The sequence below is a fragment of the Streptomyces sp. YIM S03343 genome, from assembly GCF_054729195.1.
In genome coordinates, this window is the sequence record NZ_JBPUKX010000001.1 from 2,747,115 (window position 1) to 2,759,936 (window position 12,822).

A 12,822-nucleotide genomic window follows, 5' to 3' on the forward strand; every position below is an offset into this window, starting at 1 on the left:
TGCCTGAACTGCCCTTTGGTCAAAGACGTACTTCCCAGTGGTCACTGACCGACCCAGTAGCGGTCGTCGGTGCAGCTGGCTCTGAGAGAATGCGGCACGAAGAAGGTGCCGAACCGCCGAGAGGTTGTTGGTCGAGTGAGGCGAAGCAAGAACGGTCCCGAGCCATCGGCGCGGGGCAACTTCACCCCGCCGCCGCGCGGTGCGGCGCCCGCCAATGTGCCCGGTTCGGAGCCGACGGCCGCTCCCGCGCAAAGCGGCGGCCGTCTCTCCCCGCGCAACTGGCGCGTACCCACCAAGCTGAACGCGATCCTGCTCATACCTGTCGTGGTCGGCCTCGTGATGGGCGGCTTCCAGGTCAAGGGCTCGATCGACACCTGGCAGGACGCCAAGGACGCCGAGAACACCGCCCGTCTGGTCCGGGCCGCGATGGCCTACAGCAGCGCGCTGCTGGTCGAGCGTGACACCACGGCCGCCCCCCTGCTCAAGGGCAAGGGCGAGAACGACCCGACCGTGGTCAAGGCCCGCAAGCTGACCGACCAGGCGGCCGACGCCTTCGACCAGGCCGCGCAGAACATGCCCGACCAGGACGGCCTGAAGCGCCGACTCGACCGCTTCCGGACCGTGGAGCCCGAGCTCCAGAAGGTCCGTGCCGCCGCCTACACCAATAAGCGGACCGGCGTGCAGACCGAGGAGAGCTACGTCGGCATCGAGCACCGGCTGCTCGAGTTCGCCAACGAGCTGGGCTTGGGCACCGGCAACATCACCAGCTACGGCCGCACGGTCTACGCCGTCGCCCTCGCGCACGGCGCGCTCTCCCTGGAGCGCTCGATCGGCATGCATCTGCTGATCAAGCCCGGCACCAGCACCACCAGTCTCACCCAGCAGCGGGTCGCGCTCACCTCGTACGCGTACCTGGAGGGCATCGCCATCCAGGAGTACCAGAGCGGCGGCACCGAGCAGGACATCGCCAACCTCGACAACGCGCAGAAGAAGATCAAGACCGACGGCGCGGCCATGGCCGAAGCCGCCAAGGGGAAGAACCCGCAGTACGTGGCCCCGCCGTCCACGACGAAGATGGTCGCCGCGCTGGCCCAGCTCCAGACCACGGACCCGACCGCCCGCGAGGCGCTGGCCCAGCAGGGCGTCACCGCCGAGAACTGGTGGGCGGTCAACACCCTCAAGTTCGACGCCTATCGCAAGATCGAGTCGGACATGACCGACGCTGCGGTGAACGAGGCGTCGAGCATTGCCGACAACGCCAAGCAGGACGCGTACATCACCGGTGCCGCCGTCGTGGTCGCGCTGCTCCTCGCGTTCATCCTGGCCGGCGCCGTCGCCCGGCAGATGAGCCGCTCCATGCGCCAGCTGCGCAACGCCGCCTTCGGCATCGCCGAGCAGCGGCTGCCGATGCTGGTCGACCAGCTCTCCCGCACCGACCCCGGCCGGGTCGACACCCGGGTCGCGCCCATCCCGATCTCCTCCACCGACGAGATCGGCGAGGTCGCCCGCGCCTTCGACCAGGTCCACCGCGAGGCCGTCCGGCTCGCCGCCGAGCAGGCCCTGCTGCGGGGCAACATCAACGCGATCTTCACCAACCTCTCGCGCCGCAACCAGTCCCTGATCGAGGGCCAGCTGACCCTGATCACCGACCTGGAGAACAACGAGGCCGACCCGGACCAGCTGGAGAACCTCTTCAGGCTGGACCACCTCGCGACCCGTATGCGCCGCAACGGCGAGAACCTCCTCGTCCTCGCCGGCGAGGAGCCCGGCCGCCGCTGGGACCAGCCGGTCCCGCTGGTCGACGTGCTGCGCGCCGCCTCCTCCGAGGTGGAGCAGTACGAGCGCATCGAGCTGTCCGGTGTCCCGGAGGCCGAGATCCACGGCCGCGCCGTCACCGACCTCGTGCATCTGCTCGCCGAGCTGCTGGAGAACGCCACCACGTTCTCCTCGCCGCAGACCAAGGTCCGCGTCACCGCGACCCGGCTGCCCGACGGCCGCGTCATGATCGAGATCCATGACAAGGGCATCGGCCTGACCGCCGAGGACTTCGCGGACATCAACCACAAGCTGGCCAACCCGCCGACCGTGGACGTCGCGATCTCGCAGCGCATGGGTCTGTTCGTGGTCGGCCGGCTGTCCGACCGGCACGGCATCCGGGTCCAGCTGCGCCCCTCGGGCGAGCAGGCCGGCACCACCTCACTGGTCATGCTGCCCGACGCGATCACCCACGGCGGTGGCGGCGAACCGGTGCTGGAGCGCGACGACTTCACGGTCTCGCAGATCATCCCGGAGAACGAGTTCCAGGGCGAGAACTTCACCGAGCTCCCCCCGATGCGCACCGCGGCCGAACTCGGCTTCGACGACAGCCGCTACACCGAGGTCCCCGACGACATCCGCGAGCTGGACCCGGTGGGCCGCTCCCTGCTGCGTGAGGAGCGCCGCGCCGCCCTGGAGGCCCAGACGCACGGCCCTGAGGGCGCACAGAGCCCCCAGGAGGCCTCCGAAGGGGCTCCCGCGTACCCCGACGCGTTCGACGCGCCGCAGGCGTACGAGGACGGCCAGGGCGGCTACGACGCCCAGGGCGCGTTCCCCGAGCAGCCCGCGGCGTTCGGAGGGCACCTGGCGTACGAGGAGCCGCAGCAGGCGCCGTACGACGAGCAGCAGCCGGCGGCGTACGAGGAGCCGTACTACGCGCCGAACGGGCACCTGCCGCACGCGGACCCCTTCGCGGCGAACGGTGGCTATCAGGACCCCGGTTATGCGGAGGCGTCTCAGAACGACCAGGCGGCCCAGGCGGCCCACCCGGCCGCCGCGGCCGAGGGCTTCCCGGCCTATGGCGAAGCGCCTTATCAGGACGACTGGCCCCAGCAGGGCGGCTACGACGGCGGTTACTCTGTACCGGACGCGGGATCCGTGCAGGCCGCTGATGTGACCGAGCAGGACCCCGTAGGCTTCGACCGTCCCGGACCGGCTGCCGGACCCTCCGTCCACGGGATGACCGGCTCCGGACTGCCCCGCCGCTCAGGCGCCGCGGGCGGGACGAACGGCGCCGCTCCCCGGGCGGCCCAGGAGGCGCCTGTCGCCGCTCCGCAGAGCAGCGGCGACAGCGACTGGCAGTCGGCCAACGACCAGCGCTGGCACCAGGCGTCGTCGCTGCGGAAGCCGAAGGCGGGCGGGGTCACGGCCTCGGGCCTGCCCCGGCGGGTGCCCAAGGCCAATCTGGTCGAAGGTTCCGCCGAGACCACCCCCCAGGGAGGCCCCCAGGTCTCCCGTGCCCCGGAGGACGTCCGGGGCCGACTGAGCAACCTGCGTCGGGGCGTCCAGCGCGGACGCAGCGCAGGCGGCAGTGAAACGAACGGCCAGGGCTACGGTCCTGACAGCACCTACGACCAGGAGCGTTAGTGTGAGCCCGATGAGCCAGGCGGCACAGAACCTGAACTGGTTGATCACCAACTTCGTGGACAACACCCCGGGGGTGTCCCACACGGTGGTGGTCTCCGCCGACGGACTCCTTCTGGCGATGTCCGAAGGCTTCCCCCGCGACCGGGCCGACCAGCTCGCGGCCGTCGCCTCCGGTCTGACGTCGCTGACAGCAGGCGCCTCCCGGATCTTCGAGGGCGGCAGCGTGAACCAGACGGTTGTGGAGATGGAGCGGGGCTTCCTGTTCATCATGTCCATTTCCGACGGTTCCTCGCTCGCGGTTCTGGCACACCCCGAGGCGGACATCGGTCTCGTCGGGTACGAGATGGCGCTTCTTGTGGACCGTGCCGGCACGGTTCTCACCCCGGATCTCCGTGCGGAGCTCCAGGGAAGCCTTCTCAACTAACAGAGAGACGGTGCGTTTTGGCGTCCCGGGGCCGTAAGGTTTCGGGACGCGGCTTCCATGAGTACGGATGCCTGGCACAGTCGGAGGAGGAGAGAAAGTGGCGACACCCCCAAACGGTTCGAATTCCGGAAACTGGTCGTACGGCCCCGCGCAGGGTCACGGCGACAACTCCGGGGACCGCTACAACTTCCCTTCCGCACCACGCCACCGGCAGCCCTACCCACCGCAGGGCCCAGGCCCCTCGCCGTACGGCCAGCCGGGCGCACCGCGCATCCAGCCGGTGCAGCCGCAGCGACGCACCCCTGAGCCGGCGCCCGCCGGATCGTCGAACAACCCCTTGGTGCGTCCGTACGCCATGACCGGCGGACGGACCCGCCCCCGGTACCAGCTCGCCATCGAGGCGCTGGTGCACACCACCGCACAGCCGCACCAGATGCAGGGCCAACTGCCCGAGCATCAGCGGATCTGCCACCTGTGCCGGGAGATCAAGTCGGTGGCCGAGATCTCGGCACTGCTGACCATCCCCCTCGGCGTGGCCAGGATCCTCGTCGCCGACCTGGCGGAGGCGGGCCTGGTCGCCATCCATCAGCCCGGCGGCGACGAGAACGCCGGTGGACAGCCAGACGTGACACTGCTCGAAAGGGTGCTCAGTGGACTTCGCAAGCTCTAGCGGCGGTCCTTCCCGCTCCACCACCTCCGCGAAGATCGTGGTGGCGGGCGGCTTCGGCGTGGGCAAGACCACGTTCGTCGGCGCCGTCTCAGAGATCAACCCGCTGCGCACAGAGGCCGTCATGACGTCCGCGTCGGCCGGCATCGACGACCTCACCCACACCGGGGACAAGACCACCACCACGGTGGCCATGGACTTCGGACGCATCACCCTCGACCAGGACCTGATCCTGTACCTGTTCGGCACCCCCGGCCAGGACCGCTTCTGGTTCATGTGGGACGACCTGGTGCGCGGCGCGATCGGCGCGATCGTCCTCGTCGACACCCGCCGTCTGGCCGACTGCTTCCCTGCGGTCGACTACTTCGAGAACAGCGGACTGCCCTTCGTCGTCGCCCTCAACGGCTTCGACGGCAGCCAGCCGTACCAGCCCGACGAGGTCCGCGAGGCGCTCCAGATCGGCCCGGACACCCCGATCATCACCACCGACGCCCGCCACCGCGCGGACGCCAAGTCGGCCCTGATCACCCTGGTCGAACACGCCCTGATGGCCCGCCTGCGGTAGCCTCCGGCGCGAGACATGCGGAAGGGCCCCTCTCGGAGGAGAGGGGCCCTTCGGCGTGTCTGGGAAGCGTCGTCGTCGGCTGCGGGTGCGTTGTGGCTTGTCGCGCAGTTCCCCGCGCCCCTCAGGGAGTTGCGGTCGCCGCCAACTCCACGAGTGACCCCAAGTCCGTGCCTCCGACAGGCAAGTGAAGATCAGCTACCCGCGCCAGCTGTGCGGCGACCGGAACCCGCCCTCACGTTCCAGCCGACGCCACCGGGCCTTGGGCCGACGCCCATGACCCTCAGCACCGGCAGAGTCAGACTTGGCCGCAGCCCGAGCCAGCAGCACGGCAGTGATCGCAGCGACTTCCTCAGGGTCCGCTTGACCCTTCTCGACGCGAATATCAGGCGTGGTCATAGTTGTCAGTCTCCGTGAGAGAAGTTTCACCGGCAGGATCGGAGGGTTACTGCGGGGGGTTGCCGTGCTTACGCGAAGGCAGGTCCGCGTGCTTGCTCTGGAGCATCGCCAGCGACCTGATGAGCACCTCGCGGGTCTCGGCGGGGTCGATGACGTCGTCGACAAGGCCGCGCTCGGCGGCGTAGTAGGGGTGCATCAGCTCGGCCTTGTACTCCTTGACCATGCGGGCCCGCATGGCGTCGGGGTCCTCGGCCGCGGCGATCTGCCGCCGGAAGATGACGTTCGCGGCACCTTCCGCGCCCATGACGGCGATCTCGTTCGTCGGCCAGGCGTAGGTGAGATCGGCGCCGATGGACTGGCTGTCCATCACGATGTAGGCGCCGCCGTAGGCCTTGCGCAGGATCATCGAGATCCGCGGCACGGTCGCGTTGCAGTAGGCGTAGAGGAGCTTCGCGCCGTGCCGGATGATGCCGCCGTGCTCCTGGCCGACGCCGGGGAGGAAGCCCGGGACGTCCAGGAAGGTGACGAGCGGGATGTTGAAGGCGTCGCACATCGTGACGAACCGGGCGGCCTTCTCCGACGCCTCGATGTCGAGGACACCGGCGATGGACTGCGGCTGGTTGGCAATGATGCCGACGACCTGGCCGTCGAGGCGGGCCAGCGCGCAGATGATGTTGCGCGCCCAGCGCTCGTGGACCTCCAGGAAGTCGCCGTCGTCGACGATCTCCTCGATGACCTTCGCCATGTCGTAGGCGCGGTTGGCGTCCGCGGGGACCAGGTCCAGCAGGACGTCGCTGCGTCGGTCGGCCGCGTCGGACGCCTCGTGACGCGGGGGGTTCTCGCGGTTGTTCGACGGCAGCATCGACAGCAGGTACCGCACCTCGGCGAGGCAGGTCTCCTCGTCGTCGTAGGCGAAGTGGCAGACGCCGGAGGTCTCGGCGTGCACATCCGCGCCGCCGAGCCCGTTCTGCGTGATCTCCTCACCGGTGACCGTCTTCACGACGTCCGGACCGGTGATGAACATCTGCGAGGTGTCGCGGACCATGAAGATGAAGTCCGTCAGCGCCGGCGAGTAGGCCGCGCCGCCCGCGCAGGGGCCGAGCATCACGCTGATCTGCGGGATGACGCCTGACGCCTTGGTGTTGCGCTGGAAGATGCCGCCATACCCGGCGAGCGCGCCGACGCCCTCCTGGATACGGGCACCCGCGCCGTCGTTCAACGACACCAGCGGCGCCCCGGCCGCGATGGCCATGTCCATGATCTTGTGGATCTTCGTCGCGTGCGCTTCGCCGAGCGCACCGCCGAAGATCCGGAAGTCATGGGCGTACACGAAGACCGTCCGGCCCTCCACCGTGCCCCAGCCGGTGATGACACCGTCCGTGTACGGCTTCTTCGCCTCCAGACCGAACCCCGTCGCCCGGTGCCGCCGCAATTGCTCGACTTCACGGAAGGACCCCGGGTCCAAGAGCAGCGCGATACGCTCCCGCGCGGTCAGCTTGCCCTTGGCGTGCTGCGCCGCCGTCGCCTTCTCGCTCGGCCCCGCAAGGGCCTGTGCACGAATCTCGTGCAGCTCGGCGACCCGCCCGCGCGCGTCCGTCGGCTCACCGGCCGGCTCACCCGTCGTCTCATCCAATGCGGTCATGTAGTGACCTTACGAAGCACCGCCAGGTGAGCGGGACGTCGACTCCGTACAGTCTCGGAGGCGTTTTCCTGGTGCCACCGAACAGAACCACTTCGGCGTTCAGCCGTTCCGACTGCTCACAGGCCATCCGCCTTGTAGGAGTCACACAAAGCCGGGGCCTGAGACCCCGCTCACATCCGGCCGCCGGGCGTACCGCCGCGCGGGTGAAGCGCGGCCCTTTGGGGCACTCATATCCCGATGATGTTGAAAGTTGAACGGAATAGGTCTACGGTCGGAGTCGTTGAAGCTCATTGAAGATTCAACAAGCGGCGATCTCCGAGCGCCGATCTCCTTCACCGTTCGTATCACCGTTCATATCACCGTTCACCATCTCGACCACCCGCACCGGGAGCATCTCATGGGCATCTTCGGCAACAAGAACTCCGACCAGGCCGCCACCGACACCGCCGTCAACCCCGACCTCGCCGCGCTGACCGGCGAGTACACGCTGGACCCGGCCCACACGACGATCGGCTTCGTGGCCCGCCACGCCATGGTCACCAACGTCAAGGGCAAGTTCATCGACTTCTCCGGCGCGCTGCACCTCGACGGTTCGGATCCGGCCAAGTCGACGGCCTCGATCGACGTGAAGATGGAGAGCATCGACACCGGCAACGCGGACCGTGACGGTCATCTGAAGTCGGCGGACTTCTTCAAGACCGACGAGTTCCCGGTCATGACGTTCCGGTCCACCAAGGCGGAGGCCCTGGGCGGCGACGACTACCGCATCACGGGCGACCTCTCCATCCTCGGTGTCACCAAGCCGATCACCATCGACCTGGAGTTCAACGGTGCCGCCAAGGACCCGTTCGGCAACGAGCGCGTGGGTTTCGAGGGCAAGGCGGAGCTCCTGCGCTCCGAGTGGGGCCTGACCTGGAACGCTGCGCTGGAGACGGGTGGTGTGCTGGTCTCCGACAAGATCAAGCTGAACTTCGACATCTCGGCGATCAAGAGCGCCTGATCCCGGCACCGGCCGGTCACGGCCGTCACGGCCGTCACGGCCCACCGTACGAGCGCGCCCGCCTCCCCGGACTCCCCGAGCCCGGAGGGCGGGCGCTCGCGTACCCGCCGTAGGCCTGGTCCCCGGCCGGGACACCTGACCCGACCACCGGGCACCCCCTCAGAACCCTCCGCCGAAGTCCCCGCCGCCCCCGCCGAAGTCTCCTCCCCCACCGTCGCCGAAGCCTCCGCCGAAGTCCCCCGGGTCGAAGTCCGCCCCGGACACGTCCCCACCGTCGTAGCCCGCGGCCCCGAAGTCGCCGTACCCGGTGCCGTAGTCGGCGGCGTAGGAGGGCGTGGCCATCATGCTGCCGAGCAGTGTGCCGACGAGCAGACCGGGCAGCAGGCCGCCGCCGAAGTAGCCGCCCGCCCAGGGGCCGTAGGCCGGGCCCGCGTCCCAGTAGGGGCGGCGTCCGTCGGCGGTGTCCACCTCCCGGACCGCCGGGTCGCGGCCGTCGGCCAGCCGGGCGCGGTCGGCCGCGCAGACCGGGACCTCGCGCGGGCTGCCGCCGGGCGGGGTCCAGTCGGCGTCGGCCGCCGAGGGCCCGTGACGGGGGTCGAAGAAGCACGGCGGGCGGCGCTCCGGGAGCGGTGCCCCGGTGCGCCGGGCGGCGAGCTGGGCGAGCGAGAAGCGGCCGTTCTCCAGGGCCTGGGTGACGGCGCGCACGTCCTCGGGCCGGGCGGCCTGGGCCATGGACTGCTTCGCCTGTTCGTAGGCGTCGAGGGCGCGTTCGTAGTCCGCGCGCATGGCGTCGTCGGCGCCCGCCTCCGCGGGGTGGAAGTCCAGCCGGTCCAGTTCCTCGCCGAACGCGGTGATGTCCTCGTCCACGACGACCCGCAGCTTCTCCAGCGCGGCCCGCTGCTCCTCCCGCCTGCGGTGCCGGCTGCGCCGTACGAGGGCGTACGCGCCCAGGCCGCCCGCGACCAGCACGGCGCCCACGGCGATCAGCGACGCGGCCGAGACGCCACCGCCGCCGGAGCCGCCCCAGGACGCCGGGGCCGAGCCGCCCATGTTGACGAGGGCGCGGTCGGTGAAGTCCTTGAGCTGGGCCGGGGCCGACTCGCCCTGGACGCTGGTGACCAGGTTGTGCACGGCGGCGCGCGGCAGGACGGAGGCGTCGGCCCGGGCGTCGAAGCGGTCGCCGAGGCGGACGGCGTACAGGCCGGTGACGCCGGTGGCGGTGCGCAGGTCGGTGAAGAGGTTCGCGGTGGGGTAGCCGGCCGGGAGGACGGCGATGAAGAGCGGCTTGTCGGCGCTTGTGATGCTCCGCTTGAGCGCGTCGGCGTCGGCGGCGGAGAGCTGTCCGACGGCGGCCGGGTCGATGTACAGCGGGCTCTCGCGCAGGGCCCGGCCGATCTCCGAGACGCGGGTGTCCGCGGCGGCGGGCGGCGCGGAAGTCCCGACGACGGCGAACACGGCCAGGGCGGTGAGCGCGAGGGCCAGCAGCAGCCGCGGGAGACCACGGGTCAGCAGCCGGGGGAGACCTCGGGTCAGCAGCCCGGGGAGGCTTCGGGTCCGAACCACGGCCTTCATGGTTAGAAACTACCCGAAGCCTCCCCAAAGCGGTCCTTCACCGGTCATGTGCCGAACGGTGGCCGGTCATTCCATGGACGGGGTGCTCAGGCCTTCCCGTACGCCTCCCGGAGCTTCTGCACGGCCGCCCCGTAGCGTCCGGTGAGCAGCAGATGGTCGGCGTCGGCGAAGGGCTTGGCGACGGCCGCGGTGATGTCCTGTCCCGCCTTCTGCTGGACGATCAGCCGTGCCTTGCGGACCAGTTCGCGTCCGGTCCGCTCCGCGCCCGCCTTCTCGGCCGCCGCGGCGGCGAGAGCGAGGGTGCGCAGGGTGGCCGCGCCGCCCGAGGGGACCTTGGTGAGGGTGGTGAGACCCCAGCCGTACGGGAACTGCGGGTCGTACGAGGTGTCGCCGACGTTGATCGGCAGCTGAGCCTCGGACTTGGGCCAGGTCACCGGGAGCTGCCCGGTGAAGGGCCGCCTGCCGTAGAGGACGTCGGCGACGCCGTCGCCCTCGGTGCCGGGCAGCCAGGAGGCCACCAGCGCGTCGATCTCGCCGAGCCGGTCGCCGATCAGCTGGGGCCGCCCGGACACGATCAGGACCGCGCACTTCATCGCCGCGCACACCCTGTCGACGGCGGCCTTGTCGGCGGCGGAGAGCTGGAGGTCGTGCCCGTTGCCGACGTCGCCGACGCCCTCGGCGTACGGGGTCTCGCCGACGACGACCACACCGACGTCGTAGCCGCTCGTCGGGGCGGAGGCGTCCTTGGAGTACGTGACAGCGCCGCCGCTCGCCTTGCGCAGGCCGTCGAGGACCGTGGTGCCGGTCGTGACGGCGCCGGACGAGCCCTGCCAGGTGAGGGTCCAGCCGCCGGTCTGGTTGCCGATGTCGTCGGCGTTGGACCCGGCGACGTAGACCTTCTGGGACTTCTTCAGCGGCAGGACGGAGCCCGCGTTCTTCAGCAGCACCTGCGACTCGGTGGCCGCCTGCCGTGCCACGGCCCGGTGCGCCGCCGAGCCGATCCGCGCGGCGCCGCCGGTGTCGGCGTACGGCTTCTCGAACAGGCCGAGCTTGACCTTCTGGGTGAGGATGCGGGACACGGCGTCGTCGATACGGCGCTCACTGATCCGGCCGGCCTTCGCCTCGCTGATGAGCGCGGCGGTGAAGTCCTTGTAGCCGTACGGCACCATGATCATGTCGAGTCCGGCATTGATGGACGTCCGGACGCGAGTGGGAAGGTCGCCGGGCAGCTGGTCGATGCCGTTCCAGTCGCTGATGACGAAGCCGTCGAAGCCCATACGTCCCTTGAGGACGCCGGTGATCATGTCGGCGCGGGCGTGCATCTTCACCGCGCCCTGACCGTCGCCGACGATGTCGAGGGACGAGTAGGACGGCATGACGGTGCCGATACCGCGGTCCACGGCGGTCCGGTACGGCGCGAGGTGCACGGCCTCCAACTGCTGCCGGGTGACCGTGGTGACGCCCTGGTCGATGGTGTACGACCCGGTGGTCGACGAGCCGTACGCGGTGCCGCCGTCGCCGACGAAGTGCTTGGCAGTGGCGAGCACCTTGTCGCCGCGGCTCAAGTCCCGGCCGTCCGCGCGGCCTTGGAGGCCCTTGATGACGGTCTCCATGGACTCGACGAGCGCCGGGTCCTCACCGAAGGACTCGTACGACCGCCCCCACCGCTCGTCCCGGCTCACGCACAGACAGGGCGCGAAGTCCCAGGGCACGCCGGTGGCCCGCACCTCACTGGCCGTCACCTCGGCCGTCTTCTCCGCGAGTTGTGGATCCCGGGTGGCGCCGATGCCGATGTTGTGCGGCATGATCGTGGCGCCGGCCAGGTTGTTGTGCCCGTGGACGGCGTCGACGCCGTAGATCAGCGGGATCTGGAAGCGGGTCGCCTGCGCGCGGAGCTGGAAGCCGTCGATCATCCTGGCCCAGGCTTCGGGGGTGTTGGGCGTCGGGGTGGAGCCGCCGCCGGAGAGCAGCGAGCCGAGCCCGTACGCCGCGATGTCGCCCGGCGCGCTCATCGCGCCGCGTTCGGCCTGGGTCATCTGACCGGCCTTCTCCGCCAGGGACATCCGGGAGACCAGGTCCGCGACGCGCTTCTTCACGGGCAGCTTGGCGTCCAGGTAGGGCAGTCCGTGCGCGTCGATGACCACCTGCGGGGTCTCGGCGGGGGCCTTGGCACCGGTGACCGTGAGCTTCACGGGGACGGTCTCGGCGGCTTCGGCGGAGCGGTCCTTCAGAGTCGGGACCTCGATGGTGCGGCTCGCGCCGGAGGCGGTGCCGGCGGGGAAGGTCAGGGTGCCGGAGACGGGGGTGTAGTCCTTGCCGGGCTCGGCGCTGCCGCCGGTGCCATCGGCGCCACGCGTGTCGTATACGACGGTGACCGGCTCGGCGAGCGGGACGGACCCGGTGGCGGCGACGCTGACCCGTACGACGGCCGTACGCCCCTCCTTCACCGGATAGACGGCGGAGTCGGTGGTGACGCTCGCCCGGAGCGCCTGATCGGCCTTCCCGTACAGCTCGACGCCGTCCATGGCGAAGCGGCCCGGTGCGCCGGTGGGGAGGGTGACGGCGTAGCCCCACATCCCGGTAAGGCCGAGGACGTGGTCGATGCCGCCGACGGGCTGGTAGTCGGTTCGGTACACGAAGTCGGTGAAGGGGATGTCGACCTGTTTCCAGCCGGTCCAGTCGTCGGTGAAGGACGAGGTCCACAGCTCGGAGGCCTCGCCGTTCGCGCCGCCGTCCTTGATCTCGAAGGCGATCTTCTTCCCGTTGTCCTGGCCGTCCCACCAGAAGCGGATGCCCTGGTGGGCGGACCAGTCGTGGGGGGCCTCGTTCGCGGCGAAGTCGTGGGTGAAGCCGCCGTAGCCGCTGATGTCGTAGGTGCCGGACAGGACCTTGGCGCCCTCGGGGGCATCGGAGCGCTCGGCGAGCCGGAGCGCGGGCGGGTCGTCGCTGTCGCCGCCCCAGGTGAAGATCCCCTCGGCGGGCTGTCCGGCGAAGGGCACCTCGCCCTCGAAACGGTCGACGGCGACGGGAGCGGGATCATCGGCCGCGGAAGCCGCTCGCGCGACGGCCGACGGGAGCAGGGCGGCGAGCAGCGCCGCGGTGGCCGCGGAAGCAGCGGAGACGAGCAGGGCGGTTCTCGGCATAGACCTTCCCT

Annotated in this window: 9 protein-coding genes; 5 read left to right on the plus strand and 4 right to left on the minus strand. The window is 70.2% G+C overall.

Going from position 1 to position 12,822, the window contains the following annotated elements; all coding sequences use genetic code 11:
- Window positions 1–135: 135 nt before the first annotated feature.
- The 4 genes from ACSYGN_RS11630 (at window position 136) to ACSYGN_RS11645 (ending at window position 5,058) form a co-directional block, all read left to right on the plus strand.
- Window positions 136–3,402, plus strand: a complete 3,267-nt coding sequence (locus tag ACSYGN_RS11630) for a nitrate- and nitrite sensing domain-containing protein (protein WP_460394571.1) — start codon at window positions 136–138, stop codon at window positions 3,400–3,402.
- A gap of 10 nt (window positions 3,403–3,412) precedes the next feature.
- Window positions 3,413–3,826 carry a roadblock/LC7 domain-containing protein gene (locus ACSYGN_RS11635; RefSeq protein ID WP_033321188.1) on the plus strand — a complete coding sequence of 138 codons (414 nt, stop codon included), beginning with the start codon at window positions 3,413–3,415 and terminating at the stop codon, window positions 3,824–3,826.
- A 97-nt stretch (window positions 3,827–3,923) separates the two neighbouring features.
- Window positions 3,924–4,496, plus strand: a complete 573-nt coding sequence (locus ACSYGN_RS11640) for a DUF742 domain-containing protein (RefSeq protein ID WP_460394572.1) — start codon at window positions 3,924–3,926, stop codon at window positions 4,494–4,496.
- On the plus strand, window positions 4,477–5,058 hold the full coding sequence (locus tag ACSYGN_RS11645; RefSeq protein WP_054239772.1) for a GTP-binding protein: 582 nt from the start codon (window positions 4,477–4,479) through the stop codon (window positions 5,056–5,058). Before ACSYGN_RS11640 ends, ACSYGN_RS11645 begins: the two co-directional genes overlap by 20 nt.
- Before the next feature lie 195 nt (window positions 5,059–5,253).
- On the opposite strand, the gene ACSYGN_RS11650 is transcribed toward ACSYGN_RS11645, so the two are convergent.
- Window positions 5,254–5,454, minus strand: a complete 201-nt coding sequence (locus ACSYGN_RS11650; RefSeq protein ID WP_460394574.1) for an acyl-CoA carboxylase subunit epsilon — start codon at window positions 5,452–5,454, stop codon at window positions 5,254–5,256.
- A gap of 46 nt (window positions 5,455–5,500) precedes the next feature.
- Window positions 5,501–7,096 (minus strand): acyl-CoA carboxylase subunit beta, encoded by a 1,596-nt coding sequence (locus tag ACSYGN_RS11655; RefSeq protein ID WP_460394576.1) that lies wholly within the window; start codon window positions 7,094–7,096, stop codon window positions 5,501–5,503.
- A gap of 397 nt (window positions 7,097–7,493) precedes the next feature.
- Here ACSYGN_RS11655 and ACSYGN_RS11660 point away from each other — a divergent pair, with 397 nt between their 5' ends.
- Window positions 7,494–8,096 (plus strand): YceI family protein, encoded by a 603-nt coding sequence (locus tag ACSYGN_RS11660; RefSeq protein ID WP_460403386.1) that lies wholly within the window; start codon window positions 7,494–7,496, stop codon window positions 8,094–8,096.
- A 159-nt stretch (window positions 8,097–8,255) separates the two neighbouring features.
- Here ACSYGN_RS11660 and ACSYGN_RS11665 read toward each other — a convergent pair whose 3' ends face one another.
- Both ACSYGN_RS11665 and ACSYGN_RS11670 read right to left on the minus strand, forming a co-directional pair.
- Window positions 8,256–9,668 carry a hypothetical protein gene (locus ACSYGN_RS11665; protein WP_460394579.1) on the minus strand — a complete coding sequence of 471 codons (1,413 nt, stop codon included), beginning with the start codon at window positions 9,666–9,668 and terminating at the stop codon, window positions 8,256–8,258.
- An 86-nt stretch (window positions 9,669–9,754) separates the two neighbouring features.
- Window positions 9,755–12,811, minus strand: a complete 3,057-nt coding sequence (locus ACSYGN_RS11670) for a glycoside hydrolase family 3 protein (protein ID WP_460394581.1) — start codon at window positions 12,809–12,811, stop codon at window positions 9,755–9,757.
- Window positions 12,812–12,822 lie beyond the last annotated feature (11 nt).

Excerpts from the sequence above, each read along its gene's own strand:
- ACSYGN_RS11665 (WP_460394579.1), bottom strand. The coding sequence starts at position 9,668 with ATGAAGGCCGTGGTTCGGACCCGAAGCCTCCCCGGGCTGCTGACCCGA.
- ACSYGN_RS11635 (WP_033321188.1), top strand. The coding sequence starts at position 3,413 with ATGAGCCAGGCGGCACAGAACCTGAACTGGTTGATCACCAACTTCGTG.
- ACSYGN_RS11650 (WP_460394574.1), bottom strand. The coding sequence starts at position 5,454 with ATGACCACGCCTGATATTCGCGTCGAGAAGGGTCAAGCGGACCCTGAG.
- ACSYGN_RS11670 (WP_460394581.1), bottom strand. The coding sequence starts at position 12,811 with ATGCCGAGAACCGCCCTGCTCGTCTCCGCTGCTTCCGCGGCCACCGCG.
- ACSYGN_RS11655 (WP_460394576.1), bottom strand. The coding sequence starts at position 7,096 with ATGACCGCATTGGATGAGACGACGGGTGAGCCGGCCGGTGAGCCGACG.
- ACSYGN_RS11660 (WP_460403386.1), top strand. The coding sequence starts at position 7,494 with ATGGGCATCTTCGGCAACAAGAACTCCGACCAGGCCGCCACCGACACC.